The organism is Streptomyces sp. NPDC046925 (assembly GCF_040644915.1).
Taxonomy (GTDB): Bacteria; Actinomycetota; Actinomycetes; order Streptomycetales; family Streptomycetaceae; genus Streptomyces.
Map to the genome: position 1 here is coordinate 257,120 of NZ_JBEYWZ010000007.1, position 19,962 is coordinate 277,081.

General features: G+C 70.7%; 17 protein-coding genes. 5 read left to right on the top strand and 12 right to left on the bottom strand.

The features are described 5' to 3' along the window. Nucleotides 1–11: 11 nt before the first annotated feature. The 6 genes from ABZ906_RS28080 to ABZ906_RS28105 form a co-directional block, all read right to left on the bottom strand. On the bottom strand, nucleotides 12–1,613 hold the full coding sequence (locus ABZ906_RS28080; RefSeq protein WP_361387219.1) for a carboxyl transferase domain-containing protein: 1,602 nt from the start codon (nucleotides 1,611–1,613) through the stop codon (nucleotides 12–14). Continuing rightward, a complete protein-coding gene (locus tag ABZ906_RS28085) occupies nucleotides 1,610–3,343 on the bottom strand; it encodes an acyclic terpene utilization AtuA family protein (RefSeq protein ID WP_361387222.1) in 1,734 nt (577 codons plus the stop codon). The genes ABZ906_RS28080 and ABZ906_RS28085 overlap by 4 nt, the downstream gene beginning before the upstream one ends. Next, nucleotides 3,340–4,143, bottom strand: a complete 804-nt coding sequence (locus tag ABZ906_RS28090) for a TIGR03084 family metal-binding protein (protein WP_361387225.1) — start codon at nucleotides 4,141–4,143, stop codon at nucleotides 3,340–3,342. Before ABZ906_RS28090 ends, ABZ906_RS28085 begins: the two co-directional genes overlap by 4 nt. 76 nt (nucleotides 4,144–4,219) lie before the next feature. Beyond that, on the bottom strand, nucleotides 4,220–5,206 hold the full coding sequence (locus ABZ906_RS28095; RefSeq protein ID WP_361194702.1) for an EamA family transporter: 987 nt from the start codon (nucleotides 5,204–5,206) through the stop codon (nucleotides 4,220–4,222). A 171-nt stretch (nucleotides 5,207–5,377) separates the two neighbouring features. Continuing rightward, complete coding sequence (locus ABZ906_RS28100) at nucleotides 5,378–6,157, bottom strand: GntR family transcriptional regulator (protein ID WP_361387228.1); 780 nt, start codon at nucleotides 6,155–6,157, stop codon at nucleotides 5,378–5,380. Then, nucleotides 6,154–6,699: a UTRA domain-containing protein gene (locus ABZ906_RS28105; protein WP_361387458.1), complete on the bottom strand. Its 546-nt coding sequence runs from the start codon at nucleotides 6,697–6,699 to the stop codon at nucleotides 6,154–6,156. Before ABZ906_RS28105 ends, ABZ906_RS28100 begins: the two co-directional genes overlap by 4 nt. A 165-nt stretch (nucleotides 6,700–6,864) precedes the next feature. Between ABZ906_RS28105 and ABZ906_RS28110 the strand changes: the two genes are divergently transcribed. Continuing rightward, nucleotides 6,865–7,308: an ATP-binding protein gene (locus ABZ906_RS28110; protein ID WP_361387231.1), complete on the top strand. Its 444-nt coding sequence runs from the start codon at nucleotides 6,865–6,867 to the stop codon at nucleotides 7,306–7,308. Here the strand turns inward: ABZ906_RS28110 and ABZ906_RS28115 are convergent. Continuing rightward, nucleotides 7,263–7,760: a cupin domain-containing protein gene (locus ABZ906_RS28115; protein WP_361387234.1), complete on the bottom strand. Its 498-nt coding sequence runs from the start codon at nucleotides 7,758–7,760 to the stop codon at nucleotides 7,263–7,265. The genes ABZ906_RS28110 and ABZ906_RS28115 overlap by 46 nt on opposite strands. Nucleotides 7,761–8,547: 787 nt before the next feature. Further along, complete coding sequence (locus ABZ906_RS28120; RefSeq protein ID WP_361387237.1) at nucleotides 8,548–11,526, bottom strand: FAD-binding and (Fe-S)-binding domain-containing protein; 2,979 nt, start codon at nucleotides 11,524–11,526, stop codon at nucleotides 8,548–8,550. A 209-nt stretch (nucleotides 11,527–11,735) separates the two neighbouring features. On the opposite strand from ABZ906_RS28120, the gene serC reads away from it, so the two are divergent. Continuing rightward, on the top strand, nucleotides 11,736–12,854 hold the full coding sequence (gene serC, locus ABZ906_RS28125) for a phosphoserine transaminase (protein WP_361387240.1): 1,119 nt from the start codon (nucleotides 11,736–11,738) through the stop codon (nucleotides 12,852–12,854). Nucleotides 12,855–12,947: 93 nt separating this feature from the next. On the opposite strand, the gene ABZ906_RS28130 is transcribed toward serC, so the two are convergent. After that, nucleotides 12,948–13,793, bottom strand: coding sequence for an ABC transporter permease (locus ABZ906_RS28130; protein ID WP_361387243.1), 846 nt, complete (start codon nucleotides 13,791–13,793; stop codon nucleotides 12,948–12,950). After that, the gene (locus tag ABZ906_RS28135; RefSeq protein ID WP_361387246.1) at nucleotides 13,790–14,836 is read right to left on the bottom strand and encodes an ATP-binding cassette domain-containing protein; all 1,047 of its coding nucleotides are present in this window, start codon (nucleotides 14,834–14,836) and stop codon (nucleotides 13,790–13,792) included. Before ABZ906_RS28135 ends, ABZ906_RS28130 begins: the two co-directional genes overlap by 4 nt. A gap of 113 nt (nucleotides 14,837–14,949) precedes the next feature. On the opposite strand from ABZ906_RS28135, the gene ABZ906_RS28140 reads away from it, so the two are divergent. Beyond that, the gene (locus ABZ906_RS28140; protein WP_361387249.1) at nucleotides 14,950–15,747 is read left to right on the top strand and encodes a TetR/AcrR family transcriptional regulator; all 798 of its coding nucleotides are present in this window, start codon (nucleotides 14,950–14,952) and stop codon (nucleotides 15,745–15,747) included. A 27-nt stretch (nucleotides 15,748–15,774) separates the two neighbouring features. Here the strand turns inward: ABZ906_RS28140 and ABZ906_RS28145 are convergent, their stop codons facing one another. Next, nucleotides 15,775–16,773, bottom strand: a complete 999-nt coding sequence (locus ABZ906_RS28145; protein ID WP_361194543.1) for a WD40 repeat domain-containing protein — start codon at nucleotides 16,771–16,773, stop codon at nucleotides 15,775–15,777. 96 nt (nucleotides 16,774–16,869) lie between these two features. Between ABZ906_RS28145 and ABZ906_RS28150 the strand changes: the two genes are divergently transcribed. Next, the gene (locus ABZ906_RS28150) at nucleotides 16,870–17,589 is read left to right on the top strand and encodes an SGNH/GDSL hydrolase family protein (protein ID WP_361194541.1); all 720 of its coding nucleotides are present in this window, start codon (nucleotides 16,870–16,872) and stop codon (nucleotides 17,587–17,589) included. Between the two features lie 33 nt (nucleotides 17,590–17,622). On the opposite strand, the gene ABZ906_RS28155 is transcribed toward ABZ906_RS28150, so the two are convergent. Further along, nucleotides 17,623–18,411: a hypothetical protein gene (locus ABZ906_RS28155; protein WP_361194539.1), complete on the bottom strand. Its 789-nt coding sequence runs from the start codon at nucleotides 18,409–18,411 to the stop codon at nucleotides 17,623–17,625. 300 nt (nucleotides 18,412–18,711) lie between these two features. On the opposite strand from ABZ906_RS28155, the gene ABZ906_RS28160 reads away from it, so the two are divergent. Beyond that, nucleotides 18,712–19,884 carry a DUF418 domain-containing protein gene (locus tag ABZ906_RS28160; RefSeq protein ID WP_361387461.1) on the top strand — a complete coding sequence of 391 codons (1,173 nt, stop codon included), beginning with the start codon at nucleotides 18,712–18,714 and terminating at the stop codon, nucleotides 19,882–19,884. Nucleotides 19,885–19,962: the final 78 nt, after the last annotated feature.

Genomic DNA, 19,962 nt, shown 5'->3' on the forward strand with positions numbered 1-19,962 from the left:
ACAACCGTTTCTCACATCCGGAAGACGCCGAAGCCACCGCGCGCGCCCTCGTAGGGGGCGGTGTGGATCGCGGACAGGCACAGGCCGAGGACCGTGCGGGTGTCGCGGGGGTCGATGACCCCGTCGTCGTAGAGCCGGCCGGAAAGGAACATCGGCAGGGACTCCGCCTCGATCTGCTGCTCCACCATGGCGCGCAGGCCCGCGTCGGCGTCGTCGTCGTAAGGCTGCCCCTTGGCGGCGGCGGAGGCCCGCGCCACGATCGACAGGACGCCCGCGAGCTGCTGCGGGCCCATGACGGCGGACTTGGCGCTGGGCCAGGCGAAGAGGAAGCGCGGGTCGTAGGCGCGCCCGCACATGCCGTAGTGCCCGGCTCCGTACGAGGCGCCCATCAGGACGCTGAGGTGCGGCACCCGCGAGTTCGACACGGCGTTGATCATCATCGCGCCGTGTTTGATGATGCCGCCCTGCTCGTACTCCTTGCCGACCATGTATCCGGTGGTGTTGTGCAGGAAGAGCAGCGGAATGTCCCGCTGGTTGGCCAGCTGGATGAACTGGGCGGCCTTCTGCGACTCCTCGCTGAAGAGCACGCCCTGCGCGTTGGCGAGGATGCCGACGGGATAGCCGTGCAGCGACGCCCACCCGGTGGTGAGGCTCGCCCCGTACAGCGGCTTGAACTCGTCGAAGTCGGAGCCGTCGACGATGCGGGCGATGACCTCGCGGGGGTCGAAGGGCACCTTGAGGTCGCCGGGCACGATGCCGAGCAGTTCGTCCTCGTCGTACTTGGGAGGCTCGACGACGCCGACCGGATCGGCGTACGCCTTGCGCCAGTTGAGCCGCTTGACCACCCGCCGCGTCTGCCTGAGGGCGTCACGCTCGTCGTCGGCGAGGTAGTCCGCGAGGCCGGAGGTGCGGGCGTGCATCTCGGCGCCGCCGAGCGATTCGTCGTCGCTCTCCTCGCCGGTGGCCATCTTCACCAGCGGCGGCCCGCCGAGGAAGACCTTGGCACGCTCCTTGACCATGATCACGTGGTCGCTCATGCCGGGGACGTAGGCGCCGCCCGCCGTGGAGTTGCCGAAGACGACGGCGACGGTCGGGATTCCGGCGGCCGACGACTGGGTGAGGTGCTTGAAGAGCGCACCGCCCGGAATGAAGATCTCCTTCTGTGACGGGAGGTCGGCGCCTCCTGACTCCACGAGGTGGATGGACGGCAGCCGGTTGGCGTGCCCGATCTCGTGCGCCCGGAAGGCTTTCTTCAGCGTCCAGGGATTACTGGCCCCTCCCCTGACGGTGGGGTCGTTGGCGGTGATCAGGCACTCGACGCCCTCGACGACACCGATGCCGGTGACCATCGAGCCGCCGACGGGGTAGTCGCTCCCCCAGGCGGCGAGCGGCGACAGCTCGAGGAACGGCGTGTCCGGGTCGAGGAGCAGTTCGATCCGCTCCCGGACGAGCAGCTTGCCGCGCTTGCGGTGCCGGGCGACGTATTTCTCGCCGCCGCCTTCGAGGGCCTTGGCCTGCTCGGTGCCGAGCTCGGCGAGCTTGCCGAGCATGGCCTCGCGGTGTTCGGCGTACTCGGCGCTCGCGGGGTCGAGCGCGGACGCGAGGACGGTCACGGGAGTACCTCCGTCGTTTCGTTCGGTTCAACCGCTTCGAGAAGCACGGCCGGGATGTCGAGATGACGGGCGCGCAGCCACTCGCCGAGGCCCTTGGCCTGCGGATCGAAGCGGGCCTGCGAGGCGACGCCCGCGCCGAGGATCCCCTCGACGACGAAGTTCAGCGCCCGCAGATTGGGCAGTACATGCCGCACGACGCCCAACCCCTGCGCCTCGGGGACGAGTTCGCGGAACCGCTCGACGGTCAGCTCATGGGCGAGCCACCGCCAGGCGTCGTCCGTGCGCACCCATACGCCGACGTTCGCGTCGCCGCCCTTGTCACCGCTGCGGGCCCCGGCGACGAGGCCGAGGGGCGCGCGGCGGGTGGGGCCGTCCGGCAGGGGGGCGGGCAGGGGCGGCTGGTCCAGGTCTTCGAGTACGAGGCTGCCGCCGGTGGCTTGTACGGGCCGCCGCTCGCCGCCGGGCAGGACGGCGACGTGGTCGACGGTGCCGCGCTCGACGTACGCGGCTTCGAAGACTCCGTAGGGGGCGCCCTTGCCCGGAGGTGCCGTCACGTGGAAGCCGGGATAGCTGCCGAGGGCGAGCTCGATCGCGGCGCCGCTCAGGGCGCGGCCGACGGGCTCCTGCTGCGGGTCGCGCACGACGAGCCGCAGAAAGGCGGAGGCACCCTCTTCGGTCGGAGCATCGGCCCGATCGGCACGCACAAGCTCCCACCGCACCTCTTCCGGCCGGGATTTCGTACGCCCGAAGGAATCCTCGACCTGGGCACGCACCAGCGCGGCCTTGGCTTCGACGTCAAGCCCCGTCAGCACGAAGACGACTTCGTTGCGGAAGCCGCCGAGCCGATTCAGCCCCACCTTCAGATCCGGCGGCGGAGCTTCACCCCGCACGCCGGAGACGCGTACCCGGTCGGGTGCTTCCTGCGTGAGGGTGACCGTGTCGAGCCGGGCGGTGACGTCGGGCCCGGCGTATCGGGCGCCGGAGGTCTCGTACAGGAGCTGCGCGGTGACCGTACCGACGTCGACGAACCCGCCGGTGCCGTCGTGCTTGGTGATGACGGCGGACCCGTCCTCATGAATCTCGGCGAGCGGAAAGCCGGGCCGCAGGAGGTCGGTTGCGGGGCGCTCGCCGAAGAAGGCGTAGTTGCCGCCGGTGGCCTGCGTCCCACATTCGAGGATGTGCCCGGCGACGACGGCACCGGCGAGCCGGTCGTGGTCGCCGTCCCCCCACCCGAAGTGCGCGGCGGCGGGCCCGGTGGCGAGCGCGGCGTCGGTCACGCGCCCCGTGACGACGACGTCGGCCCCGCCCTTCAGGCAGGCGGCGATTCCGGCGCCGCCGAGGTAGGCGTTGGCGGTGAGCGCGTCGGGAAAACGACTCCCCAGGTCATCGCCTTCCACATGCGCGACCCGCACTCCGATCCCCAGCCGCCCGGCCAACTCACGCACGGCGTCGGCAAGTCCGGCGGGATTCAGGCCCCCGGCATTGGCGACGATCTTCACGCCCCGCTCCCGCGCGAGCCCCAGGCACTCCTCCAGCTGCCGCAGGAAGGTCTTCGCGTAGCCGCGCGCGGGGTCCTTGAGCCGGTCGCGCCCCAGGATCAGCATGGTCAGCTCGGCGAGATAGTCGCCTGTGAGGACGTCGAGGGGGCCGCCGGTGAGCATGTCGCGCAGGGCGTCGAAGCGGTCGCCGTAGAACCCGGAGGCGTTCCCGATCCGCAGCGGCGCGGTCACAGCCCACCGCCCTGTTCGGTACGCGGGGCCCGCCCGGCGCCCGGTGGCCCCGCGAAGGCCTGGGCGATGGCGAGCCACTGCTCGGCGTCGGCGCCTTCCGCGCGCACGGCGAGATCGTCGCGGTGCGCGCGCTGCGTGACGAGAAGACAGAAATCGAGAGCGGGCCCGGTCACGCGCTGCCCGGCATCCTCGGGCCCGCTGACCCACGACTCGCCACTGGGCAGCCGCAGCTCGACCCGAAAGGGATCGGCGGGCGCGCTCAGCCCCCGCACCCCGTACGAAAAGTCCCTGGCGCGGACCCCGATATGGGCGACGTGCCGCAACCGGTCCGTCGGCACCCGCACCACACCCACCGCGTCGGCGACGTCCTGGCCGTGGGCCCAGGTCTCCATCAGCCGGGCGGTGGCCATGGAGGTGGCCGACATGGGCGGCCCGTACCAGGGAAAACGGGTCCCGCGCGGGGCGGCGGCGAGGGCTTTGAACAACTCGTCACGCCCGTCACGCCACCGGGAGAGCAGTTCACCGCCCGGCAGCCCGGCCCCTTCTTCGGCCCCGTCGTCGACAAAGGACTCAGGAGCCGCGAGAGCGGCCTCAACAAGGCGGCCGAACCCGTCCCCATCGGTGACGGCGATCAGCGCGGCCCGGTCGGTCCAGGCGAGATGGGCGATCTGATGGGCGACGGTCCACCCTTCGGCGGGAGTGGGCAAGGCCCACTCCTCTCCCCCCAACCCCTCGACCAACTGGTCGAGTTCCTCGCTCTCACGGCGCAGATCATCGAGTACGGGCACAGCTTCGGGCACGGAGCGCTCCCCTCGGGGCACGACGGTGTGCCCCGGAGCATGGCAGCGTCCGGAGAAACAAGCAAGCGTGCTTGCATTACTTTCCGGACGGCTCCGGAACGCTCTTCTCGGCCTCGACGAGCACGGCTTCCGGGGCGGACCCCGACACGACGCCCCCGGCCTTACGCCCCTGACCACGCCCGACCTGCGTCCGCACGGCCCCCATGCTGGCGGCAATGACCAAGGAGATGGCCAAAGCCTCATTCACGGACAGAGCCTGCTCAAGAACGAGGAACCCGGCGACGGCGGCGATGGCCGGTTCCAGACTCATCATGATCGCGAAGGTGGAGGCGGGCAGCCGCCGCAGAGCGAGCAGTTCAAGCGTGTACGGCAGCACGGAAGACATCACGGCAACGGCGGCACCGAGCGCCAGCACCTCGGGCCGGACAAGCTTCTCCCCGGACTCGACGAGCCCGAGCGGCAGAAACAGCACGGCGGCGACGACCATCGCGAGGGCAAGCCCGTCGGCCTGCGGAAAACGCCGCCCCGTACGGGCACTGAAGACGATGTAGGTGGCCCACATGACCCCGGCACCAAGAGCAAACGCAACCCCAACAACATCAAGCCCGGCAAACCCACCCCCACCCCCCAACAGGAAGACCCCACACAGAGCAAGCCCGGCCCAAACCAAATTCAAGGCCCGCCGCGAAGCCAGCACAGACAGAGCAAGCGGCCCAAGCACCTCAAGGGTTACGGCGGGCCCCATGGGAATCCGGGCAACGGACTGATAGAAGAGCCCGTTCATCCCGGCCATGGCCACACCAAAGGCAAGCACCGTCCCCCAGTCGGCCTTGCTGTACCCCCGCAGCCGAGGCCGGCACACGACCATGAGCACGAGCGCGGCAAAGGCAAGCCGCAGAGTGACAATGCCGAGCGCCCCGGCCTTGGGCATCACGCTGACGGCGATGGCCCCGCCGAACTGGACGGAGACCCCACCGGCGAGCACAAGCCCGACAGGCCCGAGGGCACCCCACCGCCCACCGACGGCAGCCTCCTGCCCCCTACTCGACGCGTCCACAACCAACCCTTCCACTCCACCAACGTGACCCAGTCCACTCACCTGAACTGCCCCGTCCAAGGTAGTAGACCACGTAAGGATTGTGGAGCCCTTTCACTGCTGTACGCAAACCAGTCCCACATACCGAGGCAACGCATCCCGCCCCGGGGGAGAGCGAGGCGGATGCGGCCCGCCGTCTCACATCGGCGTGAACTCGTACTGCAGCTCGTAGAGGTGCCCGGACTTGACCATCACCGTCGCCTCGACGGGCGTTTCGTCATCGCTGTAGACGACGCGCAAGGTGCGGAGAACCGGAAGACTGCCGGGGAGCCGGAGAGCCGTGTACTGCTCCTGCGTGGGCACCCGCGCCGAGACACGGTCGACACTGAGCCGTGGCGGAAATCCGAGATCGGCCAGCAGCGCCGGGGTGCCGCCACGAATCTTGCGGCGCTCGGTGATCGCGGTGCCCTCGGCGATACTCACCGGGTAGTAGGAGGCAACCAGCTCCACGGGCTCGTCGCCGATCGAGAGAAGCTGTCGGCGCAAGACGGCCGTACCACCCTCGGCAAGCCCCAGCACCCCCGACACCTCAGCCGGCGGAACCACCTCCGCGACCTCCAGCAGCGTGCTGTGAGGGCTCGTGCCACCCTCTGCCACTTCGGTGAGCCAGCGGTAAGAACCACCGGGTTCGGCGGGAGCCATGTACGCGGCGGGGCGCAGCGTCCGCTGCCGGTGCTCGCGGACGGTCACGGCCGAGCCCGCGCGACCCACGGCAAGACCTTCGTCCTTGAGCAGCTGCAACGCCTTCTGCACGGTGGCACTGGAGGCGTCGAACCTCGACTTGAGCTGCGCCGTCGAGGGAATCCTGGCGCCGGGCGCCAGCTCCCCGCTCATGATCTCGTCCCGCACGTCGGCGGCGATCCGCTCATGCAGGGCACGGCGGTCGGCCGCGGTGCTGTCGGTACGGGGCACGGTCATCCGATCCTGATCTCGTAGCGCAGGCGCTGGCGAGCGGCGGGCATGGTCATCAGGTCGGCCTGGATGGGCCGCCCCTCTCCGTCCAGGGTCACGCGAGCCAGCCGCAAGACGGGCTCGGCCACGCCGGTGCGCAAAACCGCCTGCTCCTCCTCGCTCGGCATCCGGGCGGCGACGTCCTCACGCACGACGACGCCGGTATGCCCGAGCTCGGCGAGCAAGGTCACCGCACCACCCCGGATCTTGCCCGTGGCGGCAAGCGGCGTCCCGCGAGCGATCTCGACGGGGTAGTACGTGTCCGTCATCTCATTCGGCTCCCCGTCGAGTTCAATGACCCGCCGCCGCACGACCACCACCTCCCCTTCGGCCACCCCGAGCAGCTCCGCGACCTCCCTCGGCGCCGGAACCTCACCGGCCTGAACGATGCGCTGGGTACCTCTGCGTCCCTGTGCGGCCGCTTCAGCGCCCCAGGCGTCGGAGCGCCCTCGCTCTCTCGGCGTCAGATACGGCATCGACGTACTGACCCAGTCGCCACTGCTGCTCATGGTGAACTCCCGTCCGCCGAAGGGTTTCTCGCTGCGCTGCACCGCGCTCGTACCGTAGCCAACTCACCCTGAGTCGGCCCCTTGGCCCAACCTTGCTGCTATTCGTGAATAGCAGTACGGTCCTCTCCGATCGTACAACTCCTGCGTACAAGGCGGCGGTTCACCGTGGACCTGACACAGCGGCAGCGATTCCCCCGTTCCCCGAGGTCTGTCGGCGCGGCACGCATATTCGCCCTCGACGCCCTGAGCGGCTGGGGCATCGTCGATCGGCTCGACGACATCCGCCTCTGCGTCTCCGAACTGGCCACGAACGCCCTGCTGCACGGAGTCCCACCGGGGCGCGACTTCGAACTCGCCCTGACGACGAACGGCACCGAACTCCACATCACGGTCCGGGACAGCGGCGGAGGCAGCCCCACTGCATCACCCCTCACCCCCGACGGCTGCGGCGGGCGAGGCCTTCACCTGGTCCGCGAACTCGCCGACGACTTCGGCGTGACAGAGCACTCCGCCGGCAAAACGGTGTGGCTCACGTTCAAAGCCGCGACGGGCGAGGGGGCCATTCAGGAGGCGGCGAGGGCATCCCGCCACACAGGGCTGTCGACGTAGTGGTTGTCGTACCGCTCCGAGGACTCGGCGATCTTCTTCGGGTCGGTCTCGCCGCGCATCACGCTACCGAGGAGCCGCAGGTAGTCGAAGCGCCCCATGCCGGGCGTGAAGACGAACAGAACGTCCGCGGTGCAACCCGGGGCGGCGGCGAAGGCGTGCGGGGTGTGCGGGGGCACGGCGAGGAAGTCACCCCCGTTCAGGACGACGGCTTCCTCCCCCACGAGAACCCGCAGCGAGCCACTGATCACGAAGAACAGCTCCGTGGCCTTGGTGTGGAAGTGAGCCGGTGCCCCGATGGCGCCTTCGGCAAAGGTGGAACGGTAAGTGGTGAACCCGCCGCCGGGCCCGTCCGTGTCGGCAAGCAGGGTCATCACGCTGCTCGGATCAGCGCTAGTTTCGGCGTCCGACGCGCGGGTGAGGAGGGCGGCGAAGTCAGAGTTCTTGCTGCTCATGCGGGTGTCTCCTTCGACTCACCGGCGACTTCTCGCGCCGCCGTTTCCCTCACTCTATGAACCCAAAAGACCCTCAACAGAGTGCAATCCAGCGCCAAAACCAGAGGTCAATTCCCACCCCCTCCGCCCCCCGCCGGGACCCGGCACCTACTCGCAACAAGGGCGCGTTCCACACCTCACGCGCCCCCCAACTCCCCAAACACAACTTTGCAAAGTAGGTCCCACCCACCCCCACACACAGCAACCGCACACCCCTCCCCCCTCCACCCCTCACACCCTGGGCCACCCCCAACGAACGAGTCCGCACCCGACCGGAAAGCCGGACGAGGGGCCGCCCCTGGTCGAGAGTCCCGCCCCCGGGCCGTCCGGTCGTCTTCCCTCGCGCGGTGGAGGGCCGGGTGTCAAGGGTGGCCCGGAGGGCCATCGGCGCAGCCGACGCGTAGCGCAGCGGAGCGCCCTTTACACCCGGCCCGGAACCGCCAATCTCGCGAGAACCGGACGGCCCCGGCAACAACACCAACGCCGGTAGACCACAGCTCCGCGCTTTAGAGATCACCCCCACCGGCCCGAAGCCCTAACACCAGACCAGGCGGGGGCGGGTGGGTGGGGAAGAGGCGGGACCGCACGACGCCGGGACACCGCCGCTGCGGACAGCACCCCCGCAGGGGCGGTACCCGACCAGCGGGCGGGTGGGCGCGAGGCGGCACCGCACGACGCCGGGGCACCGCTGCTGCGGACAGCACCCCCGCGGGGCCGGCGGGGACAGACCCCGTAGAGAGGGGGCCCGTCAGGGCCGTGACCCCTCGTCGTCGTGGGGAACTGCCCGCCCCGCGATCCCCTCAGCCAGCACCTCAGCCAAATGCCTCCCCCGAACCCCCTCCCCCACCTGAGAAAGCTGCGTCCGGCAGGAGAAGCCGTCCGCGAGGACCACAGGACCGCCCTCCCCCTCCGGCACCGCCCCCCGCACCGCAGGCAGCAACTGCTCCTCCGCGCACGCCACGGAGACCTCGTAATGCCCCGCCTCGAAGCCGAAGTTCCCCGCGAGGCCACAGCAGCCCCCGCTCAACTCCCCCTCCAGGCCCGCCTTCTCCCGCAGCCGGCGTTCGGCCCCGTCGCCGAGGACCGCGTGCTGATGGCAGTGCGTCTGGCCCACCACGGGCCGCTCGATCCGCGGCGGCGCCCACTCCGGGGCGAGTTCCTCCAGAGCCTCGGCGAACGTCCGTACGCGCCCCGCCAGTTCAGCCGCCCGCGCGTCATAACCGACCAGCTCCACCAGGTCGGTCTTCAGCGCCGCCGCGCAGCTCGGTTCGAGGACGACGAGCAGCGCCCCCGAATCGAGGAGCGGCCCCATCCGCTCAAGGGTGCGCCGCATCACCGCGCGGGCGCGGTCGAGCTGGCCCGTGGAGACGTACGTGAGACCGCAGCACACCTCCCCCGGCGGCACGACGGGACGCAGCCCCGCGTCCTCAAGGACCCGCACCGCGGCCCGCCCCACCGACGGCGACAGATGATCCGTGAACGTGTCGGGCCACAGCACAACGGCCGGACCACCACCCGACGAACCACCGCCCCCAGGACCACCACCCGACGGACCACCACCCGACAGACCACCGCCCCCAGGACCACCACCCACCGAACCACCACCCACAGCCCCGCCACCCGACGACAGCACCCCACCCCCCCGCCGCCCCCGGAACCACCGCCGGAAGGACTCCCCCGCCAACCGCGGAACCTCCCTCTCCGGAGCGATCCCGCCCACCCGCTTGGCCAGCGACGCCAGAACCCCCACCCGCATCAGCGCATTGGCCACCCCCGCCATCCGCGTCCGGTCCGCGAGCCGCAACCACACCGGCAGCCAGCCCATGGCGTAGTGCGCCGCGGGCCGCCTGCGCCCCTCGTAGTGGTGGTGCAGGAACTCCGCCTTGTACGTGGCCATGTCCACGCCCACCGGACAGTCCGACCGGCAGCCCTTGCAGGACAGGCACAGGTCGAGCGCGTCCCGTACCTCCTCCGAGCGCCACCCCTCCGTCACCACCTCCCCCGCGAGCATCTCGTGCAGGAGCCGCGCCCGCCCCCGCGTGGAGTGCTGCTCCTCGCCCGTCGCCCGGAAGGAGGGGCACATCACCCCGCCGCCCGAACCGGGCGACGCCGTACGGCACTTGGCGACCCCCACACACCGCCGCACCGCCGCCGAGAAGTCCCCGCCGTCATGGGGGTAGCCGAAGGCGACGTCCACGGGCTTGCGCGGCAGCGGGGCGAACCGCAGGTTCGCGTCCAGCGGCGCGGGTCGCACCAGCATCCCCGGATTCAGCAGATCCGCCGGGTCCCACACCCCCTTCACCCGCTCGAAGAGCCCCACGAGACCGGCCCCGTACATCTTCGGAAGGAGCTCGGCCCGCGCCTGCCCGTCCCCGTGCTCGCCCGACAGGGAGCCCCCGTGCGCGACCACGACCTCCGCCAGGTCCTCCGAGAAGCGCCGGAAGCGCCGCACGCCCCCCTCGCGCATCAGATCGAAGTCGATGCGTACGTGAATGCAGCCGTCCCCGAAGTGCCCGTACGGAGTCCCGCGCAGGCCGTGCTCGGCGAGCAGCCCCCTGAAGTCCCGCAGATACGCCCCGAGCCGCGTCGGCGGCACCGCGCAGTCCTCCCAGCCCGGCCACGCCTCGCTGCCGTCCGGCATCCGGGTCGCCGTACCGCTGGCGTCCTCGCGTACCCGCCACAGGGCGCGCTGGCCGGCCGGGTCGGTCACCACCACCGAGTCCACGACGCCCCCGGAGGCGGCCCCCTTCACGATCGCATCGGCACGCGCACGCGCCTCGCCCGCGCTCTCGCCGCCCGTCTCCACGAACAGCCAGGCACCGCCCCGTGGCAGCCCGCGCGCTCCCCGTACGAGGTCGGCGGCCATCCCCTCCACGGTCAGCGGCCCGTACGGAAGCAGTCCGGCAGCGGCCTCGGCCGCCGCGCTCTCGTCGGCGTATCCGAGGACGGCGAGCGCACGCGCGCGTGGCGCGTCGACGAGCCGTACGACGGCCTCCGTGACCACGCCGAGGGTGCCTTCGGAGCCGCAGAAGGCGCGGGCCAGGTCCACGCCCCGCTCGGGGAGCAGCGCGTCGAGGGCGTAACCGGAGATACGGCGCGGAAGCTCGGGGAAGCCGGTGCGCAGGAGCTCCAGGTCGCCCTCCACCAGCGCGCGCAGGCCCTCCGGCGCCCCCGCCCACCCCTGGCCGAGTGCGAGCCCCGCGCCCGCCCCGCTGACCACGGACAGGGACGAGACGTTGTCGGCGGTGGTCCCCCAGGCGACCGAGTGGGAGCCGCAGGAGTTGTTGCCGATCATGCCGCCGAGGGTGCAGCGGTTGTGCGTGGACGGGTCGGGGCCGAAGGTCAGGCCGTGCGGTGCCGCGGCGCCCCGCAGGTCGTCGCAGATCACCCCGGGCTGCACGACCGCGGTCCGCGATTCGGGGTCCAGGGACACGATCCGGTTCATGTGCCGGGTGAAGTCGAGGACGAGCCCCGTGCCGGTCGCCTGCCCGGCGATGGACGTACCGGCGCCGCGGGCGACGACGGGCACCCCGCGCTCCCGGCACACGGCGAGCGCCGCCGCCACGTCGTCCGCGTCACGCGGGGCGAGGACTCCGTGCGGCACCCGGCGGTAGTTGGACGCGTCCATGGTGTTCAGGGCCCGCGCGGTGACGGAGAAGTCCACCTCCCCCCGCACCGCCGCCCGCAGTTCCTCTTCGAGCTTCTGTACGCCTCCGAGATCACTCATGCCCATATCCATGCCCTCAGGATGCATCCGCGAAGGCCCTCACCGACCGCAGCCAAACGCCCCGTCGGGCCGGGCGGCGACGATCTCGCCGATCGTCAACACGGCGGTGAATCGTTCGGTCCATCCATCCGTCCACACTGCGGGGCGGCACGGTCTCAGCCGCCGGACACCCCCAGGGCCCCCGCGCCGGTAGCCGTTAGGCTCACCCCGTGGCTGAGATCCAGATTCCCGCTGACATCAAGCCCGCCGACGGACGTTTCGGCGCGGGCCCCTCCAAGGTGCGCACGGAGGCGCTGGACGCGCTCGCCGCCACCGGTACCTCTCTGCTCGGCACCTCCCACCGCCAGGCCCCGGTCAAGAACCTGGTCGGCAAGGTGCGCGAGGGTGTGCGCGACCTCTTCTCCCTCCCCGAGGGCTACGAGGTGATCCTGGGCAACGGCGGCTCCACCGCCTTCTGGGACGTCGCGACGCACGGCCTGATCGAGAACAAGTCGCAGCACCTCAACTTCGGCGAGTTCTCCTCCAAGTTCGCCAAGGCCTCGAAGCTCGCCCCGTGGCTCGCCGAGCCCACCGTGATCACGAGCGAGCCGGGCACGCACCCGGACCCGCGGGCCGAGGCGGGCGTGGACGTGTACGCGTTCACGCACAACGAGACCTCGACCGGCGTCGCGGCGCCGATCAAGCGGGTGGCCGGCGCGGACGAGGGTTCCCTCGTCCTGGTGGACGCCACCTCCGGCGCGGGCGGCCTGCCGGTCGACATCGCCGAGACGGACGTCTACTACTTCGCCCCGCAGAAGTCCTTCGCCTCGGACGGCGGTCTCTGGATCGCCGCGTTCTCCCCGGCGGCCATCGAGCGTGCCGAGCGCATCCACGCGAGCGGCCGGCACGTCCCGGAGTTCTTCAGCCTGCCCACGGCGATCGACAACTCCCGCAAGAACCAGACGTACAACACCCCGGCGCTCGCCACGCTCTTCCTGCTCGGTGAGCAGCTGGACTGGATGAACGGCCAGGGCGGCCTGGAGTTCACGACCGGCCGCACGGCCGCGTCGTCCCAGGCGCTGTACGGGTGGGCCGACGAGTCGAAGTACGCGACGCCGTTCGTCACGGACCCGGCCAAGCGCTCGCAGGTCATCGGCACGATCGACTTCGCGGACGAGATCGACGCGGCCGCGGTGGCGAAGGTGCTGCGCGCGAACGGCATCGTGGACACGGAGCCGTACCGCAAGCTGGGCCGCAATCAGCTGCGCGTGGCGATGTTCCCGGCGATTGATCCTTCGGATGTCGAGGCGCTCACGAAGTGCATCGACTACGTGATCGAGAAGCTCTAGCAGTTCTTACGCGGACAGAGGCGCCCGGCAGATCACTGCCGGGCGCCTCTGTCACGTCGACAAAGCAGTCCCCCGCGCGGCGCCTTACGGGGCCTACCTGCTCAGCTGCTTGAACTTCCGTACCGCCAGTGGGAGGAAGAGGAGCGAGATCGCCAGCGGCCACACCACCGCCATCAGGACCGCGTTCTGCTCGACCCAGCTCGACCCGCCCGCGCCGGGGTTGCCGAACAGTTCGCGGGCCGCCGTGCCCGTGGAGGACACCGGGTTCCAGGCGGCGACCGGGGCCAGCCAGTCGGGCATCAGGGACGGCGCGACGAAGACGCTGGAGATCATGGTGAGCGGGAAGGCGACCGCGTAGAGCCCGCCCGCCGCCTCCGGGGTCGGTACCACCAGGCCCAGGAACACGCCGACCCAGATCAGGCTGAACCGCAGGAGCAGCAGCAGCCCGAAGGCCGCCAGGGTCTCCGGAAGCCCCGCGCTGGAGCGCCAGCCGATGGCCAGCGCGGTGAGCGCGAGGATCGTCAGCTCGGCGCAGGCCACGATCAGATCGGCCAGTCCGCGTCCGGCGGCCACCGCGGAAGGCGCCATCGGCATCGAGCGGAAGCGGTCGATGACGCCCTTGGTGGAGTCCGTGACGACGGCCATCGCGGTGTTCATGAAGCCGAAGGCCATGGTCATCACGAACATGCCGGGCATCAGGAACTGCTTGTAGTCGCCGTCGTCGCCCCCGCCGGGCACCTTCATCGCCTCGCCGAAGACGAACCCGTACAGCAGTACGGAGATGATCGGGAAGCCCAGCTGCCAGGCGATGTTGACGGGCTGGCGCTGGAAGTGGGTGAGGTAGCGCCGGGTGACGTTCCAGGTGTCGGCGAGCGCCCAGTAGAGGCGGCCCCGCGAGGGCAGTGCGTGCGTGGCATCCGTGGTGAGTACGGCGCTCATGCCGCGACCTCCGTCTTCTCGTCGATTCCGGCGGCCGCGGTTTTGGCGGTGTCCCCGGGCCTCCCGGGCCCCCCGGCCTCCGTGGCCTCGTCGGATGCCGTCCGGTGTCCCGTGAGCCGCAGGAACACGTCGTCGAGGCTCGGCCTGCGAAGGCCGATGTCCTCCACCGAGACGCCCTGGTCCTGGAGGGTCCGCGCCACGTCCGTCAGCGCGCCGACCCGGTCGGTCACGGCGGCCTGGACGCGCCGCTCCAGGTCGACGGCCTCGGGTACGCCCTCGGCGACCCGGGCGACGGCCCGCACGGCCGCCGGGATGTCGGCGGCCTCACGGACCACGACCTCCAGATAGCTGCCGCCCACCGTGTTCTTCAGGCCGTCGGGGGTGTCGTCGGCGATGGCGCGGCCCTGGTCGATGACGGTGATCCGGGACGCCAGCTTGTCGGCCTCCTCCAGATACTGCGTGGTGAGCAGCACGGTCGTGCCGTCCGCGACCAGCTTCCGTACGGTGTCCCAGACTTCGAGGCGGCTGCGCGGGTCGAGCCCGGTGGTCGGCTCGTCCAGGAAGAGGACGGCGGGCGCGAGGATCATCGATGCGGCGAGGTCGAGCCTGCGCCGCATGCCGCCGCTGTACTGGCCGGCGCCCTTGCCGGCGGCGTCCACCAGGTCGAACTGTTCCAGGAGTTCCTGCGCGCGCAGGGCGGCACGCCTGCGGCCCAGGTGGAAGAGGCGGCCGAACATCTCCAGGTTCTGCCGCCCGGTGAGGACTTCGTCGACCGCCGCGTACTGGCCGGTCAGGCCGATGCGGCTGCGGACGACGTCGGGCTGCCGGACCACGTCGGCGCCCGCGACCTCGGCCCGGCCCCCGTCGAGCCGCACCAGCGTCGAGAGGATGCGTACGGCGGTGGTCTTGCCCGCGCCGTTCGGGCCGAGCAGTCCGTGCACCGTGCCGCGCTCCACGCGCAGATCGAACGCGTCCAGGGCCTTCTTCTCGCCGTAGCGCTTGTCGAGCCCCTCGGCCCGCACCGCGTATTCGTTCTCGCTCACTGCCCCTCCAGCACTCGCCCTCTGGGTACGCCGTACCCAATTGAGAGTACACCGTACCCAGTTTTGCGGGTACACCGTACTCAATTACTGGTACGGCGATTAGGCTGAGCGCCATGACGAGCACGAACGGCGGCGACGACAGCGGCACCAAGCGCACCGGCACCGACATCACCCGGAGCCTGGAACTGCTCTGGGGCGAGGGCGAACGCCCCACGCGCGGCCCCAAGCCCGGACTCACGCTGGAGCGGATCGTCACCGAGGCGGTGCGCCTCGCGGACGCCGAAGGGCTCACGGCGGTCTCCATGCGCCGCCTGTCCACGGAGCTCGGCACCGGCACGATGTCCCTGTACCGCTACGTCCCCGGCAAGAGCGAACTGCTCGACCTGATGCTGGACCGCGTGTTCACCCCGGCGGGCGCGGCCGAACCCCCGGCAGGCGACTGGCGCGCGGCCGTCGAGGCGTACGCCCGCGAGACCCTCGTCCTCTACCGCGAACACCCCTGGCTGCTCCAGGTCAACCAGGCCCGCCCGGTGCTCGGCCCCGGCTCGGTCGGCGGCCTGGAGCGGACCCTGTCCGGCATCAAGTCGATGGGCCTGACCGACCCCGAGCTGATCGGCGTGATCGTCATGGTCGAGGGATACGTCACCGGAGTCGCCCGCACCCAGGTGCAGGAGATGGAGGCGGTGAAGAAGAGCGGCCTGACGGACCGAGCGTTCTGGGAGGCGCAGTACCCGACCCTGGAGCGGATCATGAACAGCGGCCGCTACCCCCACCTGGCAGGACTCTCCGACGACGCGTTCGGCTCGGACTTCGACCACTTCGAGTTCGGCCTCCAGCGCGTGCTGGACGGTCTCGACGTCCTGGTACGCGACCGGCACGGGGCAGCGGAAGACCGCGCCGAGAGGGCATGACAGCCGCTACTTCCGGCGGAACAGCCGCTACTTCCGCCGGAACAGCCGCTTCAACCCGAAGAAGGCGACGAGGACGACGGCGAGGGTCAGCGCGCCGACCTTGAGGTCACCGTTGACCCCGGGGCCCCCGTCGTCCCCCGCATCACCGGAACTCCCCGCGCCGGAACCGGAGTTGTCGCCGCCCGCCCCCTCGACCTCGACGGGCTCGACCTGGCTCTGCTCGCCCTCGCTGCCGTACAGGAGGGTCGTCCCGTCCAGGGTGTACGTCACGGACTCGCCCTGCCGCTGGAGCGGCACGCTCAGCCGCCCCTCGCGCTTGGGCATCTTGCCCTCGCCCTGCCAGGTGTACGAGACGCCGCCGAGGTAGCCGCGCAGGGCGAGTTGCTTCCCGTCGGGCGAGAAGGCGCCGTCCGTGGTCCAGAGGCCGGTGTCGCCGAGCCGCTTGAAGATATTGGTGCCGGAGGCGGACATCTGCGCGGGCCCTTCGTACAGACCGCCGCCCTCCTCCTTCTTGTCCGCGATGTAGATGCGGCCGGTCTTGGGGTGCACCATCAGCGCCTCGGCGTCGCGCGCCCCGCCCTCGTACTTCACCGTGTACTGCGTGGCGCGGACGGTCTGGTCGCCCAGCTTCTTCGGCTCGGGCAGCTTGTAGATCCATACGTGGGACCAGGTGCCGCCGAGGTTGTCGCCGATGTCGCCGACGTAGATGTTGCCGTCGCCGCCGACGGAGACCGCCTCGACGTCGCGGGGCTTTCCGACACCGGTCATGGTGATGGTGGCGACGGTCTTGCCGGTCTTGCCGTCCACCGCGTAGAGCAGCGCGCCGTTCTTGTCCTGGTCGTTGTGCGTCCAGTAGACGCCGGGGTGGGCGCGGGACGCGGCCAGGCCGCTGGACTCGATGATGCGGGGGTCCTTGACGGTGAAACCGTCGTGGCTGTCGTCGGCGGCGGCCGGACCGGCGGCGGCACTCAGCAGGACCAGACACCCGGCACCTGCGGCACCCATCGAAGAACGCAGTGAACGCATGGGCCAAGCCTGCCACCCCGGCGGCGGAGGGCGGACGTTCGGCAGGTGTTGAGCCTCACATCGCAGGCCGGGCCCTTGATCCGCGATGATGAGCGGATGCTCAGGTTCATGTTCGTCGGCGACTCGATGACGATCGGCAGCGCGGGGGAACACACCTGGCGCCACCGCATGTGGCAGCACCTGCGGGCCTCGGTAGGCGACGCGGCGTTCGCCGTGGTCGGCCCGCGCAGGGCGCTGCACGACAAGGTCTCCGGCGAGCCCGTCTCGTACGCCTACGCATGCGAGGACCCGGACTTCCCGCGCGAGCACTTCGCGGGCTGGGGCGAGGGCTGGCTGCACATGGCGCCGCAGGTGGCGGACGCGGTACGGCAGGACAGCCCGGACGTCCTGCTCATCTCGCTCGGCCTGATCGACCTGGGGTTCTACACGAACGCGGAACAGACGGCGCACAACGCACGCCGTTTCATCGCGGAGGCGAGGTCGGCGAATCCGCGCATCCGCCTCGTCCTGCTCCCGGTGATCCCGAACATCCGGGCCCGCACGGACGCCCCGTTCGCGGCGGAGGTGGCGCGCTTCAACGTGCTGCTCGCGAAGGCGGTGGCGGACCTGGACTCGGGCGTCTCGCCGCTGCTCGTCGCCTCGACGCCGCCGTCGTACGACATAGACGTCGACACGTACGACGGGACGCATCCCAACGAGAGCGGCGAGCACAAGCTGGCGGCGGCTTTCGCGGACGCGATGCACCAGGCGTGGGGCGTGGGGACGCCGTACGAGACGGCGCCCCCGGCCCTGACCGAACTGTCACCGGCCGGCTGAAGGACTACCGGCCAAGAACCACCGGCCGAAGGACTAGCGGGTGTAGTTGGCCTTCAGGGCCTTGAGCCCGGCGATGTCCCACTTCGTGTACTGCCCGGCGTACTTCTCGGCGCGGGCGTCGGTGCCGCCCTTGGCCCTGGCGTAACCGCCGTTGGGGGAGCACATGACCGGCAGGTCCTTGGTGCTGTTGGAGACGCACTCGAAGTTGTCGGCGGTGTGGTTGGAGTCCGGGCCGTCCACGTTGGGGTGGTCGAGTCCGATCGAGTGCCCTATCTCGTGGGTCATCATGTTCGAGATGAGGGTCGGGGAGAGCTTGTAGTCCCCCGGCTTCCAGTACTCGCTGTCGACCCATATCCAGCCGCCCCACGCGCTGTGGTTGGCGGTGGCGTAGCAGGGGTGCGCCTGCGAGAAGCCCGGCTTGTTGCCCGGCATGAAGGGGCGGTAGTCGAGCCCCACGGTGATGACGTGGCGCTCGGCCGTGTTACAGGCGTTCTGCTCCTTGTGATAGCCGCTGGCCAGCGTGAACTTGGTCCCCGTGACCGAGGTCAGCTGCGCGGCGGTCTTCTTCAGCTGCGCCCGCAGGTCCTTCTCGGCCTTCTTGGTCTGCGTGGCGGTGAGCTTGGTCTCCGACGCCTTGGGCTTGACCATGTGGATCACGTACGGGTCGGGGCTGAGCGACTCGATGCCCTGCCGCTTCAGAATCCCCCACCCGGTGCCCTTGTAGACGTCCCCCGCGGCATAAGCCGGATTGCTGAGTGCGACGAGCCCGACGGCAGCGGCGAGCACGCCCACAGAGCGAACGATTTTCTTCTTTGCGGTCATCCCAGCATCCTCACCCACCCCACCAACAACTCCCCAACCGCCCCCGGCGTATCCCTTCGGCCTGCGCCGCTAGCCGGAAGTCGGATGTCCGCCGTGGGGTCGCGTTCTTAGCGTTCAGGCATGACGGTCGAGAGCACTGATGCCGATGAGGTCACGCCTGAGGTCACACGTGAAGTCACGCCTGAGGTCACGCCTGAAGTCGCACCGGCGGGTTCACCTGCGGGTTCGCCGAACGCGCCCCGCCGGGCGGGCGTACTGCCCCGTGAGCGGGCCCTCGCGCCCGATCTCGCCCGCGGGATCATGCTGCTGTTCATCGTGCTTTCCAACACCGCGTTCCATCTGACGGCGGCTCGGCACGGGCCCTCCGGGTGGCAGCCGGTGGACGGCGGATGGGCCGATCACGTCGTGCAGTTCGGCATGATCACCGTCCTCGACATGCGTATCTATCCGCTCTTCGCGTTCCTCTTCGGGTACGGGATGATGCAGCTGTTCCTGCGGCAGCGGGCAGCGGGGACCTCGGAACGCGAGGCCGTACGGGTTCTGCGGCGGCGGAGTCTGTGCCTGGTCGTCATCGGGCTTCTGCACTCCACGCTCCTGATGGCCGGGGACATCGTCGGCTTCTACGGGCTCCTCAGCCTCGCCCTCGGCTGGCTCTTCCTGCGGCGCGGTGACCGCGCGCTGAAGTGGTGGATCTGGATCGCCACCGCCCAGTTCCTGCTGCTTGCCGCCGAGCCCGTCGTATCGGCCCTCCTCTCGGGCGAGTTGGGCTCGCTGGGCGACGCGGGCGCGGAGCCAGGGGCGGACGCTTACGCAGCGGACGAGGGGAACTGGTTCGCGGCGGCGGGCACCCGCTTCATGAGCGGCCTGTTCGTCACCTTCGCGGCGGCGCCGCTTTCGCTGGTGGGCGGGGCGTACTTCATCTTCCTGCTCGGCTTCTGGGCCGCGCGCAAGGGCGTCCTCGAAGAGCCGGGGCGCCATCTGCCCCTGCTCCGGTGGACCGCCGTGATCGGCGTCGCGGTGGGGTGGCTGGGCGCGCTGCCCGCGGCTCTCGCCCACGTCGGGGCGATCACCGTCCCGGACGACGCGCAGAGCGAGAGCGGCGTACTGACCCTGCTGCGGGACGCCACGGGGAACGCGGCCGGGCTCGGGTACGTGGCGGCTGTGGCGCTGTTCGTCCACTGGTGGACGGGACGCCGGAACGCGAGGAGCACCGGCACAGCCGCCACCGCCATCGCCGCCGTCTCCGCCGTGGGCAAGCGCTCCCTCTCCTGCTACCTCGCCCACTCCCTGCTCTTCGCCCCGATCCTCGCCGACTGGGGCCTCGGCCTCGGCGGACACCTCACGAGCGCGACCATGGCGCTGTTCGCGGTGGGGGTATGGCTGGTGACGGTCGCGGGAGCGTACGCGCTGGAACGGGCGGGCCGCCGGGGGCCGGTGGAGGTGGCGCTGCGGCGGGTCATGTACCGGCACTGAGAGCCGGCCGGCGTCCGGGGCCGAACGGGGGTGCTCCGGACGCCGGTCTCACCCGCGGGCCCGCGTCACGCGGCCCGC